The 16,221-nt window shown below is 59.8% G+C and carries 18 protein-coding genes; 11 read left to right on the top strand and 7 right to left on the bottom strand.

Going from position 1 to position 16,221, the window contains the following annotated elements:
• The first annotated feature begins 200 nt into the window (after positions 1-200).
• Together CAK95_RS20580 and CAK95_RS20575 are read left to right on the top strand one after the other, a co-directional pair.
• On the top strand, positions 201-1,238 hold the full coding sequence (locus CAK95_RS20580) for a Bug family tripartite tricarboxylate transporter substrate binding protein (RefSeq protein ID WP_086089613.1): 1,038 nt from the start codon (positions 201-203) through the stop codon (positions 1,236-1,238).
• 3 nt (positions 1,239-1,241) lie between these two features.
• Positions 1,242-2,165 (top strand): fumarylacetoacetate hydrolase family protein, encoded by a 924-nt coding sequence (locus CAK95_RS20575; protein ID WP_086089612.1) that lies wholly within the window; start codon positions 1,242-1,244, stop codon positions 2,163-2,165.
• Positions 2,166-2,182: 17 nt separating this feature from the next.
• Here the strand turns inward: CAK95_RS20575 and CAK95_RS20570 are convergent, their stop codons facing one another.
• Both CAK95_RS20570 and CAK95_RS20565 read right to left on the bottom strand, forming a co-directional pair.
• Entirely contained in the window at positions 2,183-2,608 is a 426-nt protein-coding gene (locus CAK95_RS20570) for a hypothetical protein (protein ID WP_086089611.1), read from the bottom strand.
• A 17-nt stretch (positions 2,609-2,625) separates the two neighbouring features.
• Complete coding sequence (locus tag CAK95_RS20565) at positions 2,626-2,895, bottom strand: usg protein (protein WP_086089610.1); 270 nt, start codon at positions 2,893-2,895, stop codon at positions 2,626-2,628.
• Between the two features lie 310 nt (positions 2,896-3,205).
• Here CAK95_RS20565 and groES point away from each other — a divergent pair, with 310 nt between their 5' ends.
• Positions 3,206-3,520 (top strand): co-chaperone GroES, encoded by a 315-nt coding sequence (groES, locus tag CAK95_RS20560; RefSeq protein WP_086089609.1) that lies wholly within the window; start codon positions 3,206-3,208, stop codon positions 3,518-3,520.
• A 48-nt stretch (positions 3,521-3,568) separates the two neighbouring features.
• Positions 3,569-5,212, top strand: a complete 1,644-nt coding sequence (gene groL, locus CAK95_RS20555) for a chaperonin GroEL (RefSeq protein ID WP_086089608.1) — start codon at positions 3,569-3,571, stop codon at positions 5,210-5,212.
• A 75-nt stretch (positions 5,213-5,287) separates the two neighbouring features.
• On the opposite strand, the gene CAK95_RS20550 is transcribed toward groL, so the two are convergent.
• Positions 5,288-6,157 carry an alpha/beta fold hydrolase gene (locus tag CAK95_RS20550; RefSeq protein WP_086089607.1) on the bottom strand — a complete coding sequence of 290 codons (870 nt, stop codon included), beginning with the start codon at positions 6,155-6,157 and terminating at the stop codon, positions 5,288-5,290.
• A 181-nt stretch (positions 6,158-6,338) separates the two neighbouring features.
• On the opposite strand from CAK95_RS20550, the gene CAK95_RS20545 reads away from it, so the two are divergent.
• Positions 6,339-6,674, top strand: coding sequence for a hypothetical protein (locus CAK95_RS20545; protein ID WP_086089606.1), 336 nt, complete (start codon positions 6,339-6,341; stop codon positions 6,672-6,674).
• A gap of 22 nt (positions 6,675-6,696) precedes the next feature.
• Here CAK95_RS20545 and CAK95_RS20540 read toward each other — a convergent pair whose 3' ends face one another.
• A complete protein-coding gene (locus CAK95_RS20540) occupies positions 6,697-7,182 on the bottom strand; it encodes an RrF2 family transcriptional regulator (RefSeq protein WP_086089605.1) in 486 nt (161 codons plus the stop codon).
• Between the two features lie 75 nt (positions 7,183-7,257).
• Here CAK95_RS20540 and CAK95_RS20535 point away from each other — a divergent pair, with 75 nt between their 5' ends.
• On the top strand, positions 7,258-7,707 hold the full coding sequence (locus CAK95_RS20535; protein ID WP_086089604.1) for a carboxymuconolactone decarboxylase family protein: 450 nt from the start codon (positions 7,258-7,260) through the stop codon (positions 7,705-7,707).
• A 30-nt stretch (positions 7,708-7,737) separates the two neighbouring features.
• Here the strand turns inward: CAK95_RS20535 and CAK95_RS20530 are convergent, their stop codons facing one another.
• The gene (locus tag CAK95_RS20530) at positions 7,738-8,712 is read right to left on the bottom strand and encodes an AraC family transcriptional regulator (RefSeq protein WP_183044166.1); all 975 of its coding nucleotides are present in this window, start codon (positions 8,710-8,712) and stop codon (positions 7,738-7,740) included.
• A gap of 322 nt (positions 8,713-9,034) precedes the next feature.
• Here CAK95_RS20530 and CAK95_RS20525 point away from each other — a divergent pair, with 322 nt between their 5' ends.
• Positions 9,035-9,874, top strand: coding sequence for an outer membrane protein (locus tag CAK95_RS20525; protein WP_086089602.1), 840 nt, complete (start codon positions 9,035-9,037; stop codon positions 9,872-9,874).
• A gap of 232 nt (positions 9,875-10,106) precedes the next feature.
• The gene (locus CAK95_RS20520; protein ID WP_086089601.1) at positions 10,107-11,609 is read left to right on the top strand and encodes an AMP nucleosidase; all 1,503 of its coding nucleotides are present in this window, start codon (positions 10,107-10,109) and stop codon (positions 11,607-11,609) included.
• A 110-nt stretch (positions 11,610-11,719) separates the two neighbouring features.
• On the opposite strand, the gene CAK95_RS20515 is transcribed toward CAK95_RS20520, so the two are convergent.
• Positions 11,720-12,733 carry an AraC family transcriptional regulator gene (locus CAK95_RS20515; RefSeq protein ID WP_183044165.1) on the bottom strand — a complete coding sequence of 338 codons (1,014 nt, stop codon included), beginning with the start codon at positions 12,731-12,733 and terminating at the stop codon, positions 11,720-11,722.
• A gap of 206 nt (positions 12,734-12,939) precedes the next feature.
• Between CAK95_RS20515 and CAK95_RS20510 the strand changes: the two genes are divergently transcribed.
• Together CAK95_RS20510 and CAK95_RS20505 are read left to right on the top strand one after the other, a co-directional pair.
• The gene (locus CAK95_RS20510) at positions 12,940-14,148 is read left to right on the top strand and encodes a styrene monooxygenase/indole monooxygenase family protein (RefSeq protein ID WP_086089599.1); all 1,209 of its coding nucleotides are present in this window, start codon (positions 12,940-12,942) and stop codon (positions 14,146-14,148) included.
• Between the two features lie 30 nt (positions 14,149-14,178).
• On the top strand, positions 14,179-14,640 hold the full coding sequence (locus CAK95_RS20505) for a cupin domain-containing protein (RefSeq protein ID WP_086089598.1): 462 nt from the start codon (positions 14,179-14,181) through the stop codon (positions 14,638-14,640).
• A gap of 59 nt (positions 14,641-14,699) precedes the next feature.
• Here CAK95_RS20505 and CAK95_RS20500 read toward each other — a convergent pair whose 3' ends face one another.
• Positions 14,700-15,164, bottom strand: a complete 465-nt coding sequence (locus CAK95_RS20500; RefSeq protein ID WP_086089597.1) for a DUF992 domain-containing protein — start codon at positions 15,162-15,164, stop codon at positions 14,700-14,702.
• Positions 15,165-15,348: 184 nt separating this feature from the next.
• Between CAK95_RS20500 and CAK95_RS20495 the strand changes: the two genes are divergently transcribed.
• Complete coding sequence (locus CAK95_RS20495; protein WP_245303478.1) at positions 15,349-16,155, top strand: DUF72 domain-containing protein; 807 nt, start codon at positions 15,349-15,351, stop codon at positions 16,153-16,155.
• Positions 16,156-16,221: the final 66 nt, after the last annotated feature.

Below are 16,221 nucleotides of genomic sequence, written 5' to 3'. Positions count from 1 at the left end.
CAAGCGAAAGCGCTGCTTAAACCAATGCGAAGGCCTTGGCTATGACAGCCACGGCGGACAGTCATGCGGACCAGACGCTTCCTTCATCGCGCATTTCCAGCCATTTAACAAAAAACGGACCGGGCGATAGCGCCTTGTTTAACGGCAATTCGCTTCCAATCAGCACCGGCAATCACAAGAACATTTGAGGGACAACGCCTATGTCGTTTCGTGCCATGCTGTTCCACGCGATGTCATTTCGCGCCATGTTGTTTCGCACCATATCGTTCCGCGCTATTCTTCTTGCTTTCACATTCGGCTGCGCGGCTCTACCCGTGCAGGCCGCCAATTTTCCCGACCGCCCCATCAAGCTGATCGTGCCTTTCCCTCCTGGGGGCGGAACAGACGTGCTGGCCCGCGTCATCGCCCAGAAGCTGAATGAGAAATGGGGCCAAGCGATTGTCGTCGAAAATCAGCCTGGTGCGTCCGGCGGCATCGGCACCCGCGCCGTGGTCAATGCGACCGCTGATGGATACACGTTGCTGATGGCTTCGACTGGGGCGCTGATGGCAGCGGCCTCCGCGCTGGGCGGCGACGGACCATTCGACGTCAACAAATATCTCGCGCCGATCACCGTGGCTGCCGCCCCGCCCTATCTTCTTGTGGTCGGTCCCGGCGTGCCCGCAAGATCGGCTGCAGACATTATCCGCATCAGCAAGGAAAAGCCCGACAGCCTGACTTACGGCTCGTCCGGCGTCGGTGCCGCGTCGCATCTCTCCGCGGTCCTGTTCGAGAGCGAAGCCGGCATCAAGATGCTGCACGTGCCCTACAAGGGTACGGGACCGGGCGTTACGGATTTGCTCGGCGGACGTATCGACATGATGTTCGCGCCCGCACCCGTTGTGCAACCCTTCATCGCGTCGGGAAAGCTGAAGGCGATCGGATCGACCGACAGCCGACGCTCGCAATTCTATCCCAACATTCCGACCATCTCCGAGAGCGGACTGCCAGGCTACCAGTCTGTCGGCTGGTTCGGCTTGCTCGCACCGGCCAAGACACCGCCGGAGATCGTCAAGCAGATCAACGAAGCGGTCGTCTCTATCATGGACGCAAAGGAGTTCCGCGATCAGCTCGCCATTCTCGGCGCTGAACCCATGCCGCAAACGCCGGACGAGTTTGGCCGCTACATTAATATGGACGTTGCCAAGTGGACCAAACTGGTCAAGGACAACAATATCCAGCTTCCCGGAGCGAAGTGATCCATGCGTCTTGCAACTTTCATCGACCGTTCGCGCAACAGCGGGCCGCGGTTTGGCATCGTTCGTCATGACCGCGTGATTGATGTGCTGGCTGCGGCGAATACGCTACGCCGCCCCGTGCCTGCATCCAGCGTCAAGATGGCGCTGACCACGGGACCACAAACGCTGCCGGTGTTGAATGAACTCGCCGATGCAGCCGACGCCAAAGGCCTCTATGTGCCCCTCGCCAATGTGAAATTCCTGCCGCCGATTCCTGATCCATCGAAATTCTTCTGTGTCGGCAAAAACACGAAAAAGCATCGCGAGGAATTGCTCGCCAACAAGATGCTGACCGAGATTCCGAACGAACCGACCGGCTTCATCAAGCTGGTCGATACGATGTCAGGTGATGACGACGACGTGGTGAAGCCCAACGATATCACCACACTCGATTACGAGCCGGAGCTTTGCTACGTCATCGGCAAACGCGCGCATCGCGTGAAGAAAGCCGAGGCGATGGATTATATCGCGGGATTTACGCTCACAAACGATATCAGCGCCCGCGAGATCCAGAAGCGCGAAGTCGTATCAGGCACCCGCTTCTGGACGGCCAAGAACATGCCAGGCTTTGCGCCGACCGGCCCTTACATCCTGACAATGGACGAAGTCCCCGACACCGACGCTCTTTGGGTGACCTGCGATGTGAATGGTCAGCGCCGTCTGCGCTCGCATACCAGTGATTATCTCTACAAGATCGGCGACGTGCTCGAGCATTTCTCGCGTTATGTCGTGTTCCAGCCTGGCGACCTGATCGCCATGGGGGCACCGAGCGGCGTTGCCGTCGGCCAGCCAAATGCCAGCGAGCTTTATCTTAAGGCCGGCGACGACATGGTGATTTCGTTCGAAGGCATCATGTCTCTGCGGACCAAGATCGTCGCGGAGAAATAAGGTCGCTCGCGGCGCACTTATTTCTGCCCGGGCGGTGGCGCCTTGCAGCGATGATAGACGTGCCCTTCCGGACCTCCAGTTATGACATGAAGCTGATCCGGTGCGACCAGCTTCAGCGTGAGAGAGTCGCGCGTGCGGCCCGCCTCGCCTTCGTCCGAGCGAGAACCTGATGCGCGCCACGAACCATCCGGCCGCTGCACGATGCGTTTGATGTCATAGCCGGACGCGAAAAACAGCACTGTCTTCGCTTCGATCGTCAAGTGGCCATCGCTGTCCGGGTTACCGCAATCCGCCGGCTCATACGCCCACAGTCCGAGGATCGACGGCGGCAATGCTTTGAGACGCTTCGGCGCCGATGCAGCGTCAACTGTCTGTTGTAGCAACAGGGCCGCTACCATCAGGGCAAAACCGGCCAGCCGGGCGCGACTGCGCGCTTGTCCCATTTGGAATGGGCCGGACCTCAGTTCAGCCGGAATATTCCGTCGACCGGCTTGATCTCCGACGGCTTGATCAGACGCGAATGTGCCACCGTGACGGTGTGCAGTGCGCCTTCGATCGACTTTTGCCAGAAACGGAGAAATTGGTTCAGCTCCGGAAAATCGGGACAGAGATCGTAATTTTGCCAGACGTAGGTTTGCAGAAGCCAGGGGTGGTCGGGCCGCCGATAAAGAATTTCCGCCGTCGTCAGTCCGTATCCCTTCACCTGCTTTTTGAAATCTTCTGAGAGCATGTGCGTCCTCAAGTGATTCCCAGCTCGGACATTGTCCAACCGGGCTCTTGAATAAGACAAGCCCAAAATTTGAATTTCGTTCCTAAAATCAAGGCGTTAGCAGCATATACGACAGACTGCTGACAGTTCAAAACGATCCCCAGCGTTAACCCTTCCTAACACTGATAGCAGTCACGCTTGACGAGTGCTAAAAATTTCGGTCAAACCCCTTGCGCGCGGATCGGCTGGCCTTAGATCGCAGCCAACCGGGGCACCAACCCGGTTCTTCCGTCTCAAATTTTGCGTTCGCAATCATCTATGGAGGATACCCATGAAGTTCCGCCCGCTTCACGACCGTGTCGTCGTCAAGCGCACCGAATCCGATGAAAAAACCGCCGGCGGCATCATTATCCCGGATACCGCCAAGGAAAAGCCGCAGCAGGGCGAAGTTGTCGCCGTCGGCCCGGGCGGCCGTGACGAGACCGGCAAGCTCACTCCCCTCGACGTGAAGGCTGGTGACGCCGTTCTGTTCGGCAAGTGGTCCGGCACCGAGGTCAAGATCGACGGCGTCGAATACCTGATCATGAAAGAGAGCGACATCATGGGCGTGCTGGAAGGCGCCGCCGCCAAGAAGAAGGCCGCCTAACAGGCCGCCTCATCAGATCAGCCAAAACCATTTCAAGGACACACAACAATGGCAGCTAAAGACGTAAAATTCTCCGTCGACGCGCGCGACAAGATGTTGCGCGGCGTGGACGTTCTCGCCAATGCCGTGAAGGTCACGCTCGGTCCGAAGGGCCGCAACGTCGTCCTCGACAAGTCGTTCGGCGCTCCCCGCATCACCAAGGACGGTGTGACGGTCGCCAAGGAAATCGAACTTGAAGACAAGTTCGAAAACATGGGCGCGCAGATGGTGCGCGAAGTTGCCTCGAAGTCGTCCGACTTCGCCGGTGACGGCACCACCACCGCCACCGTTCTCGCCCAGGCGATCGTGAAGGAGGGCGCCAAGTCGGTTGCCGCCGGCATGAACCCGATGGATCTGAAGCGCGGCATCGACCTCGCGGTCGAAGCGGTCGTCGAGCACCTGAAGTCGAACTCCAAGAAGGTCACCTCGAACGACGAAATCTCGCAGGTTGGCACCATCTCCGCCAACGGTGACAAGGAAATCGGCGACTTCCTGGCCAAGGCGATGGCCAAGGTCGGCAATGAAGGCGTGATCACGGTCGAAGAAGCCAAGTCGCTCGAGACCGAACTCGACATCGTCGAAGGCATGCAGTTCGATCGCGGCTACATTTCCCCCTACTTCATCACCAACGCCGACAAGATGCGCACCGAATTCGACGATGCGTATATCCTTGTCTACGAGAAGAAGCTGTCGGGCCTGCAGGAGCTCCTGCCGCTGCTCGAAGCCGTGGTCCAGACCTCCAAGCCTCTCGTCATCATCGCCGAAGAAGTTGAAGGCGAAGCGCTTGCGACCCTCGTGGTCAACAAGCTGCGCGGCGGCCTGAAGGTTGCTGCGGTGAAGGCTCCTGGCTTCGGCGATCGCCGCAAGGCCATGCTGCAGGACATCGCGATCCTGACCGGCGGCCAGGCGATCTCGGAAGACCTCGGCATCAAGCTCGAAAACGTGACCCTCAACATGCTGGGCCGCGCCAAGAAGGTGCTGATCGAGAAGGAAAACACCACGATCGTCAACGGCGCCGGCAAGAAAGCCGATATCGACGCGCGCGTGCAACAGATCAAGGCGCAGATCGAGGAGACCACCTCGGACTACGACCGTGAGAAGCTGCAGGAGCGTCTGGCCAAGCTCGCAGGCGGCGTCGCGGTGATCCGCGTCGGCGGTGCGACCGAAGTCGAGGTGAAGGAGCGGAAGGATCGCGTCGACGATGCGATGCACGCTACCCGCGCTGCGGTTGAAGAAGGCATCCTGCCGGGCGGCGGCGTCGCCCTGCTCCGCGCCACCGAAGCCCTGAAGAAGATCCGCACCCACAACGACGACCAGAAGACCGGCGTCGAAATCGTGCGCAAGGCCCTGCAGGCTCCGGCCCGTCAGATCGCCACCAATGCAGGCGAAGACGGCTCGGTGATCGTCGGCAAGGTGCTGGAGAAGGATCAGTATTCTTACGGCTTCGATGCGCAGAATGCCGAGTATGGCAACATGCTCACCAAGGGCATCATCGACCCGACCAAGGTGGTGCGCGCCGCGATCCAGAATGCGGCCTCGGTTGCCGGTCTGCTGATCACCACCGAAGCCATGGTCGCCGAACTGCCGAAGAAGAACGCTCCGGCGATGCCGGCTGGCGGCGGAATGGGCGGCATGGGCGGCATGGATTTCTAAGAAGTCCATACTCTCGAAGAGAAATGCGAAGGGGCCGCGAAAGCGGCCCCTTTTTTGTTGGTGAGTTCTTTGCGATCAACCCGCCGCCGTGCGCCGCTGCAAGAAATCATGCGAGAGGCTGACAGCCTCGTCGAGATTTGTCTCAAGCAGCCAGTGACCACCGTCGAGCAAGTGCAACTCGGCCTTCGGTAGATCGCGCAAATAGGCGCGCGCCGATTCCTCTGGCATGTATCCATCCTGCGGTCCCCAAAGGATCAGGGTCGGCGGCTGATGCTCGCGCAAAAATGCCTGATAACGCGGGAACCATGCGATATTGTCTTTCAAATCATAGATGATACGCGCTGCATTGTTGCGGCGCTGTTCCGTCATGAGTGCCCAGTGCAGCGTCCAAAGATCGGGAGGAATTCGCGCGGCGAGTTCGGGCCGAACATCGTTCACAAACTCGTCCCGAAAGTGATCGAAAGAGACAAATTCTCGCAAGCGAGCGATCCCCTCCCCGCTCTCCAATTTCCACATTTCCTTAAGCCCGGCATATTTCGGACCAAGCACATCCTCATAGATATCACCGTTTTGAACGATTAATGCGGTGATGCGGCCAGGATCTCGCATGGCCAGTCGCAGGCCGATCCAGGAACCGAAGTCATGCAGATAAAGAGCGAATCGGTGGACGCCCAGCGCGCCAGTGAAGTCGTTCAGAAAGGTGGCGAAGCCATCGAAATCGTAGGCGAAGCTCTCCGGTGTGGCACTGTAACCGCTGCCGGGAAAGTCAGGCGCCAGCAGCCGCCAATGATCTCCCAGTTCACGCATATAATTCCTGAATTCGTAGGATGAACATGGATACCCGTGCGGCAGCAGCACAACCGGCGCATCCGCTGGTCCAGCTTCGCGATAGAAAATATCGATACCGTCAATCGTCACACGACGATGTTGTACGCAAACGGGCATCGGAGTTCCTATGACTGGTTCGCATCGATAACCAAATCGCGAAGGAAACGATCCCTTCAAGTCGCCATCGACGAGAAGGATCGGGATGGTGCTATGACAACGACATATTCGAGCTCACAGAAACCGCCTCGTTTTGACCATACGACCATTACAGAACGACAGAAACCTGAGATCGCTGGAAATGACCCTCAAACTCCTGCCGCTGGCCATCGCATTTTCGCTCGTCCTGCCCGTCGCGACCCACGACGCGCTTGCGGCCGGCAAAAAGAAACCGGCGAAGATCACGGTGCGGAAACAGGCCTGGAAGGGCTACGGCTTCCTGCCCGGCTACCCGCGCACCGAGCACGAGCGACGGCGCGAAAGAGACATGACGGACAGGCGCTTCATCGGCTGGGATGGCCAGGTGTATTACGGCTTTGGACAGCCTGGCTTCTATCGCGGCCAGTATAATGGCGGCAGCATCGGCCCGTGCTGGACCTCGACGCCGATCGGCTTCATCTACAATTGCGGCGGATAGTCGGTCCGTCTTCACACGGCGATCACGCGATCCGTTTCAGCCAGCGTTGTGTTGCCGCTTGCTGTTCTTTCGAGACCTCATGTGCGGCTTCGGCAATCAGCATCGCCAATGTGGTCTTGCCAAGCTCGGCGAGAAACACCTTCTCCGCTGCCCACATGGCACGCGCGATGCCGCACGGCCTGGTGTAGCAACGCTGTGGCTGACCGGTGGGCCCGCGCCGGCGGATTTCCTGACACCTGAAGCACGGCGCTGTTCCTTCAATCGCGACAACGATGTCGCGTAGCGTGATCGCGTCGGCCGCACGCGCCAGGCGGTAACCGCCGGAACGACCGGGCGATGCGCTGAGAATTCCTGCCTTCGACAAAGCTTGAAGATGCTTGGCGAGATAGGCCCTCGGCACTTCGAAGAATGCCGCCAGATCTCCCGGGCCAAGCGTCCTTCCCTCGGGTAACGCTGCCAGCATGGTGCAGCAATGCACAGCCCATTCCACACCTTCGGACAGCCGCATCTTGACCGCTCGCTCTATTGCAGATAAAAAATATCCGTAATTAAATTTACCAGCTTTTGCAATGGAGTTCGAGCCATGGCGCAGCGTTTCGACGTGAGCAAGGTCTCTCCCGATGGCTACAAGGCCTTCGGACCGCTCTATCAATACATCGCCTCATCGGGCCTTGAGAAAACGCTGATCGATCTCGTGTTCCTGCGTGTCTCGCAGATCAATGGCTGCGCCTATTGCGTCGACCTGCACTGGCGTGACCTACTGAAAGAAGGCGAGGACCCGCGTAAGATCAACAGCCTTGTGACGTGGCATGAATCGCCCTTTTTCAGTGAACGCGAGCGCGCCGCCCTTGCCTGGACGGAAAGCCTCACCAACGTGTCGGCCACGCATGTGCCGGACGCGGATTATGACGTCGTCAAAGCTCGGTTCAGCGAAAAGGAAATTGGCGACCTGACCCTCGTCATTTCGCTGATGAATGCCATGAACCGCGTCGGCATCAGTTCAAGGCTCGCGCCACCCTTGCATGTAGCGTGACGGGGCTCGCAAGCGCCGTCGTTGTCTGAGCTATGAACTACTGCCGCGATACTGCGTCGGTGAACATCCGAAACGGGCGCGGAAGCGGCGGTTGAAATAAGACACTTCGTTGAAGCCGCAAGCGAATGCAATGTCACTGACTCTCATCGCGTCATAGCGCGCATCCGATAGCATCGTCCTCGCCTTCTGCAGCCGCAATTCGAGCACGCGCTCACTGAAACTTTCGCCGGTATCGGACAGAAGATCGTTCACATAGCGCCGTGACAAACCGAGGCTATTTGCAACCCGGTCGGTCGAGAAAGCCGGATCCATAAACCGTGTCTGGATCGCCGCGACGATCTCCCGCAAGCGCGCCGCGCGCAGACCGCGGGCGGATGCCATTTCCGCAGCTTCTCCACGTGCGCCAAGCGCGAGCACAACAAGATCGACGAGCATGTCGTTCGCACGCGTGATCAGCGCCGGATTCCCATCCACCTCCGGTGATTGCAGTAAAAAATCGACGTAGCGCCCTAAATGCCGCACCAGCGGATTGAACGGATCGAGCAGCGTCGCCAGTTGAGCATCTGCGCCGGGCGCGCGTTCCAGAACTCGAGATCGCGGCACGAACGCCATGTTCCACGACACCTTGCCGCTTGTCATGCTCTTTGCCGGCAACGCGTTGGTGGTCACCAGCACACAGCCGGGAGTCAAAATCGGCTGCTGATCCCGCTGTTCGAACGATTGCGGAAATTGGCCGCGGCTGAAGCAGATGGTGAAGTCTTCGCGCTCATTCGATGACAGGTGATGCCGCCGTCGCGCCCACAAGTCCGTTGTCGTCTCAAACCGGCTGACACTGGTCTCGCCAAGCGGCACTGCCTCCACCGACGAGTAAAATAGCCGGTCATCGCTATGCGCCATCTCGGCGGCGCCCACGAGCCCCGTCCACATGTCGTACCACAAGGAAAAACGAGCCTGATTGTCGAGATGGTCGGGAAGCTGGTCCGAGGAAAAAACGATCTTCTTCACATGCGTCCGTGGAATCAGTGGAGAAATTGGCAGCCGGCCCAATCTCATAGCATGCTTGTGAAATTCGCACAGTGTCAGTTGCTATCGATTGTCGCGGGCGGCCCGCCAAGAATGCCCGTCAGAGCAATTGCAATGCCTTACAGGTCAATCTTCAGAAGGTTGGCCTGAGTGCATCGTTGCATCGCGACCACAGCGGCGGGATTTCCTTGGTTGCTGCCATAGCGTCCCACTGTGGCGCCCCCGAGTGCAAGACGCCGCAATGCGAGTCCCGGCAAGTCCTACGTGAGATCAGGCCCAAGACTGGTTACGCGAGGGGATTAAAGTGAGCATTGGACGTTCTGTTGCTGCCGGCATCATAGCCTTGCAGATCGCTTCAGCGTCGGTGATGGCCGCCGATATTGCCCGGCCGGTCTACAAGGCCACGCCGGTCGCTGCCTCCCACAACTGGACAGGTCTCTATGTAGGTCTCAATGCAGGCTGGGGACGAGCAGACGTGGATGGGCGGAACAGCCTGCCCTGCTCCACGGCATGCACCGTCTTCTTGCCCCCTAATGCCGCGAGCATCAACGCAACTGGTGGTTATGGCAGTTCGGATGAGGCGTTCATCGGAGGCGGCCAGATCGGCTATAATTGGCAAAACGGAATCTGGGTCGCCGGCATCGAGGGCGACTTCGGTGCGTTGAAGACGAAGTCGACCCACACCCTCCTCCTTCCCTTCGTGACTGCACCTTTCAACGGAAACCGTTTCGATAACTCCGTCGAAACAGACTGGTTGGCGACGGTCCGCGGACGCTTGGGAGTAACGACATTTTCGGGTGGAAAAGCGCTGCTATATGCGACCGGCGGCGCCGCATTCACACAAGTAAAGGCCTCCAACACGGTGAATGCACTGGTTCCGTTCCCGACAGGCATCGACTGTGCAATCTTTTACTGCGGAGGATCTTCCCTCGATAGCATCAGGGTTGGCTGGACCATTGGCGGCGGCATTGAATGGGCTTTGGTTAGCAATTGGTCAGTCAAGGCAGAATACCTGTTCGCCGATTTTGGCACGGTCAGCACAACAACGTTGTACAGCCGCACCGCAAGCCCGACACAAATCATCAACCATGATGCGAACCTTTCAATGCACATCGTTCGCGCTGGTCTCAATTACAGGTTCTAACCACGGGCGGAAACGGACGTATCCCATGTACCGTTTCAGCGCGATCAGAATTCGCTGACCCAAGACTTTGCTTATTGGCCGAGGCCCCGGGGACCAAACCCGGGCCTTCATTATTTATTATTCCCGGCCTCGAAGCACCCACGCCTCCTTAGTCCACATTCTGTCCCGGTCGATACCATTTCATTGAGGGCCCCCGCTTGACTTGGCGCCGACGGCGTACAAGCTCTGACTCATGCCGGACTATCTGAAACTTCTGTCTCCGGAGCGGATCCCGACCGAGGCCCTCACCGATGCAAAGGCTGCGGTGGCGCGTCTGGAAGAGATCTATTCGCGCAACACGGCATTTCTCCGCGAGCATTTCGAAGCCTTTGTCGCAGGCCGGCCGCTCGCCGCGCGCGTGCGCGCGACCTATCCGTTCGTGCGTATCACCACCGACACTTACGCGCGCGTCGATTCCCGTCTCTCTTATGGCTTCGTCTCCGGTCCCGGAACACATGAGACCACCGTCACCCGGCCCGACCTGTTCCGCGATTATTTCACCGAACAGATCGAGCTCCTGCTCAACAACCATCGCGTGCCGGTGGAGATTGGCGAATCGAGCGAACCGATCCCCGTCCACTTCGCCTATTCGTCGGATATCGGCATCGCCGCCAGTCAGGTCTCCGGCGGTCCTCAGACCGCCGCGCCACCCTTGCGCGACCTGTTCGACACCCCCGATCTCGCGACTATGGACGATGCAATCGCCGACGGCACATTGCAATTGCCGCCCGGTGCGCCAGCCCCGCTCGCCATGTTTCGCGCCGCCCGCGTCGATTATTCGCTGCACCGGCTATTCCATTACACCGGCACCGATCCCGAGCATTTCCAGAATTTCGTGATCTTCACCAACTATCAGTTTTACGTCGACGCGTTCGTGCGCCTCTGCCGCGAGCGCATGGCGGCGGGTGATCCGGACTATGACGCCTTTGTCGAACCGGGCCATGTGATCACGCACAATGCAAGGCTCGGCATGGCTGCTGCCACCGCAGCGCCGCTGCAGCGCATGCCACAGATGCCGGCCTACCATCTGGCCGCTCCGCGCAGCCGCGGGATCACCATGATCAATATCGGAACCGGACCGTCGAATGCGCGCAACATCACCGACCACGTGGCGGTGCTGCGTCCGCATGCCTGGCTGATGCTCGGCCATTGCGCCGGTTTGCGCAATACCCAGAAGCTCGGCGACTACGTGCTGGCGCATGGTTACGTGCGCGAGGATCATGTGCTGGATGAGGAGCTGCCGCTGTGGGTGCCGATTCCCGCGCTGGCCGAAATACAGATTGCGCTCGAACAGGCCGTCGGCGAAGTCGCCGGTCTTGCCGGCTACGAGCGAAAGCGCGTGATGCGAACCGGCACCGTCGCAAGCGTTGACAATCGCAACTGGGAGCTCGGCAATCATGCCGCCGTGATCCGGCGGCTGTCGCTCTCGCGTGCAGTCGGGCTCGACATGGAATCGGCGGCCATCGCGGCCAACGGGTTTCGCTTCCGCGTCCCCTACGGCACCCTGCTCTGCGTCTCCGACAAGCCGCTGCACGGCGAGATCAAGCTCGCCGGCATGGCCGCCGAATTCTATCGGCAGCGCGTCAGCCAGCACCTCACCATTGGTCTTCGCGCAATCGAGAAACTGAAAAGCCAGGAATGGGAGCGGCTGCATTCCCGCAAGCTGCGCAGCTTCGCGGAAGTCGCATTTCAATAGAGCGTTTTCGAGCGAAGTGGGCACCGGTTCGGGTGAGGAAAACGCGTCAAAACAAAAAGTTAGAGCCCCGGCTTTGATTCCATCAAAGCCGGAAAGGCTCTAGAATGCTGTCATTGCCTTGAGCGCCGATGCCGCCGCAGAGTATCCGACGGCGTCTCGCCATAGCGCTTGGCATAAAGCGCGGCGGCACGGCCAAGATGCGTCAAGCCCGCCGCGATCGCCAACGCACCGACACCCGCACCAGCGGGCGGCGCTTCCAACAGCCGCCGCCAGTAAGCAAGACGCGCATCGCGAATGGCGTCCGTCAGGGTCATGTTGCGGAACCGGCGAAAGCCATCCTGCAGCGACCGCAGGCTGACACCGGCAATCTCTGCCAGTTCACTCACACTGACCTCACGATCGGGATGCGCGTTGAGAAAATCCTCGACCCGCTTCACATGCCCCGGCGCCGGCATCGCCGCGCCATGCGCCAGCAATGTGCTGCGATCATGCACAAGCCCGGTGAGCAGCAAGCCAACCAGACCATTGCGCAATTCGCGCTGGACCAGCCGGCCGCTCCCGGCCGGAAGAACGACGGATTGTGTCGCGGCCTCCTGCATGAGCATCACATGCGCCCGGATCGCCTGACCGACAGCATCCATCAGCGGCACCTGCGTCTCGAACTCGACCGCATCGATACGCCGGTCGAGCAATGCCGCCAGATGCCCCTCCACCACCTTGCGTTCAATCAGCACGATCAGCTTGCGGCATCCGGCATGCCACGTCATCACCGTCGGCAAGGTCGGTGAGAGCAGCGTCGCGACCCTTGGTGTGGACGCAACGCGCGCGGCGCCGCAGCGCACATCGGACGATCCGGAGAGCGGCACCTGCAACAGGAAAAAGCCGTCGAGTTTGCCGGGATCGATTTCGACTTCGGCGCCATACTGGACATAATTGACCGAATAACCGTCGAAGCGCGCCGAATTGTGCATCGCATGAAAGCCTGGTGCGCCGCTCTTCAGTGGCGTCAAGCGATGCGGACAGAAAATGCGGGCGACGCCATCCTCGGCCTCGCCGGGATCGAATGTATTAACCGCATTGAAATAGGCCAGCGGCGGCGTAGCAACATGACCCGTCTGGATCATCCTGCCCTCCCAAACAGGACTTCGGGCGATCATTCTGTGACGCCCCTTCGTCAAAGACCAGCATCAAATTTTGGCGTTTGGTGCTTTTCGGAACCGAAATCCGCATCCGGCGGACAAACCCTGCGCACAATGGATAGACGAGCCGGCGGCGACGGCGTCAAATTCAGCCTGCAATGAAGGTTCTTCACTTTTGCGGGGTTTGGATCATGCGCCATATCACCATTGTCGGTGGCGGTCAGGCGGGCCTCGTTCTCGCCATTGGACTTTTGCAATCGGGATATTCCGTAAGGGTTGCGCAAAACCGCTCGGGAACGGACATTGCCAACGGCAAGGTCATGTCGACCCAATGCGTGTTCGGCACTGCACGCGCCGAAGAGCGGCGGCTGGGCCTCGATTTCTGGAACGAAACCGCCCCCGCGATCACCGGCATGCGCATTGCCGTTGCGGCGCCGGATGGCTCCGGTAACAAGGCCTTCGGTTTCGTCGGCAATCTCGCTGCACCCGCGCAGTCAGTCGATCAGCGGGTGAAGTTTCCGCGTTTCATGGACGCGTTCGTCGCACAAGGGGGCACGCTGGAGATCGTCGATGCCGGCATTCCCGAACTCGAGCGCTATGCCACAGACAGCGATCTCGTCATCGTCGCCGCCGGCAAGGGGCCAGTCTCGCAACTCTTTCCCCGCGACGATGCACGCTCGCCTTACGACAAGCCAATGCGCGCCTTGTCGGTCGTTTATACCAACGGCACCACGCCTTATGAAAAGACATGTGTCACGGCGACGCTGATCCCAGGGGCCGGCGAAATGTTCATGATTCCATGCCTCACGTCTTCGGGACCCTGCGAGATCCTGTTCATCGAAGCCGTACCAGGTGGCCCGCTCGATGCATTCGGCGCGGCGATGGATATCGAAACGCAACTGGCCAAGACCAAATCGCTGATCAAGCAATTCGTGTCGTGGGAATATGAGCGCATCGCTGACGCCACACTCACTGATGCGAATGGTTATCTCGCTGGCCGCGTCGTGCCAACCGTTCGCAAAGGTGTCGGCACCCTACCATCCGGCAAACACGTTCTGGGACTTGCCGACGCTGTGATCCTCAACGACCCGATCGTCGGGCAAGGCTCCAACAATGCGATCAAAGCTGCGGCGGTCACGCTCGATGCGATTGTGCAGCATGGCAGCGCCCCCTACGATGCGGCCTGGATGAATGCGACCTTCGAATTAGCATTCCAGCGCGTCGAAGCCTCGACGATGTGGAGCAACATGATCCTGATGCCGCCGCCGCCGCATGTCGTCGAATTGCTCGCCCGCGCCTCCGGCAAACAGGATCTGGCCGACAAGGTTGCGCAGGGTTTCGACGAACCGGGCACCATCGTGCCGCTCTTTGCCGATCCGGCTCTTGCCGCTGCGGCGTGATTTCACTTCAACAGCCAAGGAATTTCCGCGATGACAGATATCAAGCTGACGCCGGGCATTACACCAGCCGGCCAGAGCCAGACGCCGACGGTGTGGAATATTCTCGGTCACACCTATTACGAGAAATCGAATTGCGCGTCGTCGTTCTCATTCGAGACCTTCGATCCGCCCGGCACGTTCGTGCCGCCGCATATTCATCCGACGCAGGATGAATTCATCTACATGCTGGAAGGCACGTTCGATCTCTATCTCGACGGCAAATGGGTGAAGGCGAGTGCCGGCGACCTCGTGAAGATGCCGATGGGCCTGGCGCACGGCTATTACAACAGGACCGATCAACCGACCCGCGCCCTCTTCTGGGTCTCGCCGTCACGCAGTCTCAAGGAATTGTTCGACCAGTTGCATAACCTCACAGACCCTGAGGAAGTCGTCCGCCGCTCGGCCGCGCATGAAGTGGACTTCCTGCCGCCCGGCAGCGTGCCGGGCGCATGAGGCATAACAAAAGGCCCGGCTCAATGCCGGGCCTTTTGCATTTTGTTCTTCGCGTGCAATCAGCGCAGCGACAGGTTCGCGACGCCGGCCGCAACGTTCACGCCGCGCTGGGCCGAGACCGAGACCGGCTGCAGCGAGATCGAGCGATCCGATCCACCGACCAGCACATTGGCGCCGGCGCCGACACCGAACGCGGCCTGACCGCTGGCACCGACATAATCACCGACCAGCGAGCGCGGCGGCCTCCTGGCGGAATCCGCCAGCACTGCCCAATACAGCCGGCCGCCCTCCTTCACGCCAAGATCGACGCCGAGCCGGGAAATCATGGCGTTATAGCGCTCGGGCCGGCCACGCGTCGGGCGGAAGACGCAGGCGGCCGGCTGCTGGGACCCGATCACCATGCCGACACTCGGCGCGAGATTACAGGTCAGGCCACCGACACGGGTGCGGGACTGGGCATCCGCCGATGACATGAACGCAGCGAGGGTTGCAGCCGCGGTGGCTGCCAGCAGGAATGAACGCATGGGGAATCCTTTCAGCGTCGAGATTGAGGCGACTGACTTTGCACGGTATGCCGGACATCCGGCCGTTGGCATGACCCAAATCAAACAAAGCCCCCCGGGAATACCATCGTCGCCCGATCGAAAACCGGGTTTCTACATAAGTCGGTTCTTGCGATATGGTTGCAGCAGCGTTGAGGAGAATGGCGTGGCGGGCAAACAGGGCCGTATTTATACCGGCATCGGCGGCTGGACCTACGAGCCGTGGCGCGGCGTATTTTATCCAACGGGGTTGCCACATGCGCAGGAGCTGACCTATGCCGCCCAGCACCTCACCTCGATCGAGGTCAACGGCACCTTCTATCGCACGCAAAGCCCCGCGACCTATCGCAAATGGGCATCCGAAGTGCCGGACGGCTTCGTGTTTTCACTCAAGGGTCCGCGTTTTGCGGTGAACCGGCGGGTGCTGGCAGAGGCCGGCGACTCGATCAAGAAATTCCTGCATTCCGGCGTCACCGAGCTCGGCGACCGGCTCGGTCCCCTGCTGTGGCAATTTGCACCAACCAAGAAATATGACGAGGCCGATTTCGGGAAGTTTCTCGAATTGCTGCCGGCCGAATTCGACGGCCGCGCTCTGCGTCATGTCGTCGAGGTGCGGCATGACAGCTTCTGCACACCGGAATTCACCAGGCTTTTGCGCCAGTTTCAAATTCCCGTCGTCTTTTCCGAACACGAGACCTATCCGGCGATCGCCGATGTCACAGCCGACTTCGTCTATGCCCGACTGCAAAAAGGCGAGGAAAGACTGAAGACCGGATACTCACCCAAGGCCCTGGATGCCTGGACCGCGCGGGTTATGACCTGGGCGCGCGGCGGCATGCCCGACGACCTGCCACTTGTCGATCCCGCCACCAAGCCGAAAAAACAAAGCCGCGACGTGTTCGTGTATTTCATTCACGAGGCCAAGGTGCGCGCGCCGGCTGCGGCCATGGCGCTGATCGAGCGGCTGAAGTAATCACGAATTTCAGCGGTTGCTTGCTGGACGCTTACACGAAGCATTGCTGCGACGCAGACGCGCGAC

The sequence above is a fragment of the Pseudorhodoplanes sinuspersici genome (genome assembly GCF_002119765.1).
In the GTDB taxonomy this organism is placed as follows: domain Bacteria; phylum Pseudomonadota; class Alphaproteobacteria; order Rhizobiales; family Xanthobacteraceae; genus Pseudorhodoplanes; species Pseudorhodoplanes sinuspersici.
The sequence above is the reverse complement of the archived record's forward strand: the minus strand, read 5'-3'. Positions and strand labels throughout refer to the sequence as shown.

Coding starts and splice junctions, on each gene's coding strand:
- CAK95_RS20580 (WP_086089613.1), top strand. CDS start 201: ATGTCGTTTCGTGCCATGCTGTTCCACGCGATGTCATTTCGCGCCATG.
- CAK95_RS20575 (WP_086089612.1), top strand. CDS start 1,242: ATGCGTCTTGCAACTTTCATCGACCGTTCGCGCAACAGCGGGCCGCGG.
- CAK95_RS20570 (WP_086089611.1), bottom strand. CDS start 2,608: ATGGGACAAGCGCGCAGTCGCGCCCGGCTGGCCGGTTTTGCCCTGATG.
- CAK95_RS20565 (WP_086089610.1), bottom strand. CDS start 2,895: ATGCTCTCAGAAGATTTCAAAAAGCAGGTGAAGGGATACGGACTGACG.
- groES (WP_086089609.1), top strand. CDS start 3,206: ATGAAGTTCCGCCCGCTTCACGACCGTGTCGTCGTCAAGCGCACCGAA.
- groL (WP_086089608.1), top strand. CDS start 3,569: ATGGCAGCTAAAGACGTAAAATTCTCCGTCGACGCGCGCGACAAGATG.
- CAK95_RS20550 (WP_086089607.1), bottom strand. CDS start 6,157: ATGCCCGTTTGCGTACAACATCGTCGTGTGACGATTGACGGTATCGAT.
- CAK95_RS20545 (WP_086089606.1), top strand. CDS start 6,339: ATGACCCTCAAACTCCTGCCGCTGGCCATCGCATTTTCGCTCGTCCTG.
- CAK95_RS20540 (WP_086089605.1), bottom strand. CDS start 7,182: ATGCGGCTGTCCGAAGGTGTGGAATGGGCTGTGCATTGCTGCACCATG.
- CAK95_RS20535 (WP_086089604.1), top strand. CDS start 7,258: ATGGCGCAGCGTTTCGACGTGAGCAAGGTCTCTCCCGATGGCTACAAG.
- CAK95_RS20520 (WP_086089601.1), top strand. CDS start 10,107: ATGCCGGACTATCTGAAACTTCTGTCTCCGGAGCGGATCCCGACCGAG.
- CAK95_RS20515 (WP_183044165.1), bottom strand. CDS start 12,733: ATGATCCAGACGGGTCATGTTGCTACGCCGCCGCTGGCCTATTTCAAT.
- CAK95_RS20510 (WP_086089599.1), top strand. CDS start 12,940: ATGCGCCATATCACCATTGTCGGTGGCGGTCAGGCGGGCCTCGTTCTC.
- CAK95_RS20505 (WP_086089598.1), top strand. CDS start 14,179: ATGACAGATATCAAGCTGACGCCGGGCATTACACCAGCCGGCCAGAGC.
- CAK95_RS20500 (WP_086089597.1), bottom strand. CDS start 15,164: ATGCGTTCATTCCTGCTGGCAGCCACCGCGGCTGCAACCCTCGCTGCG.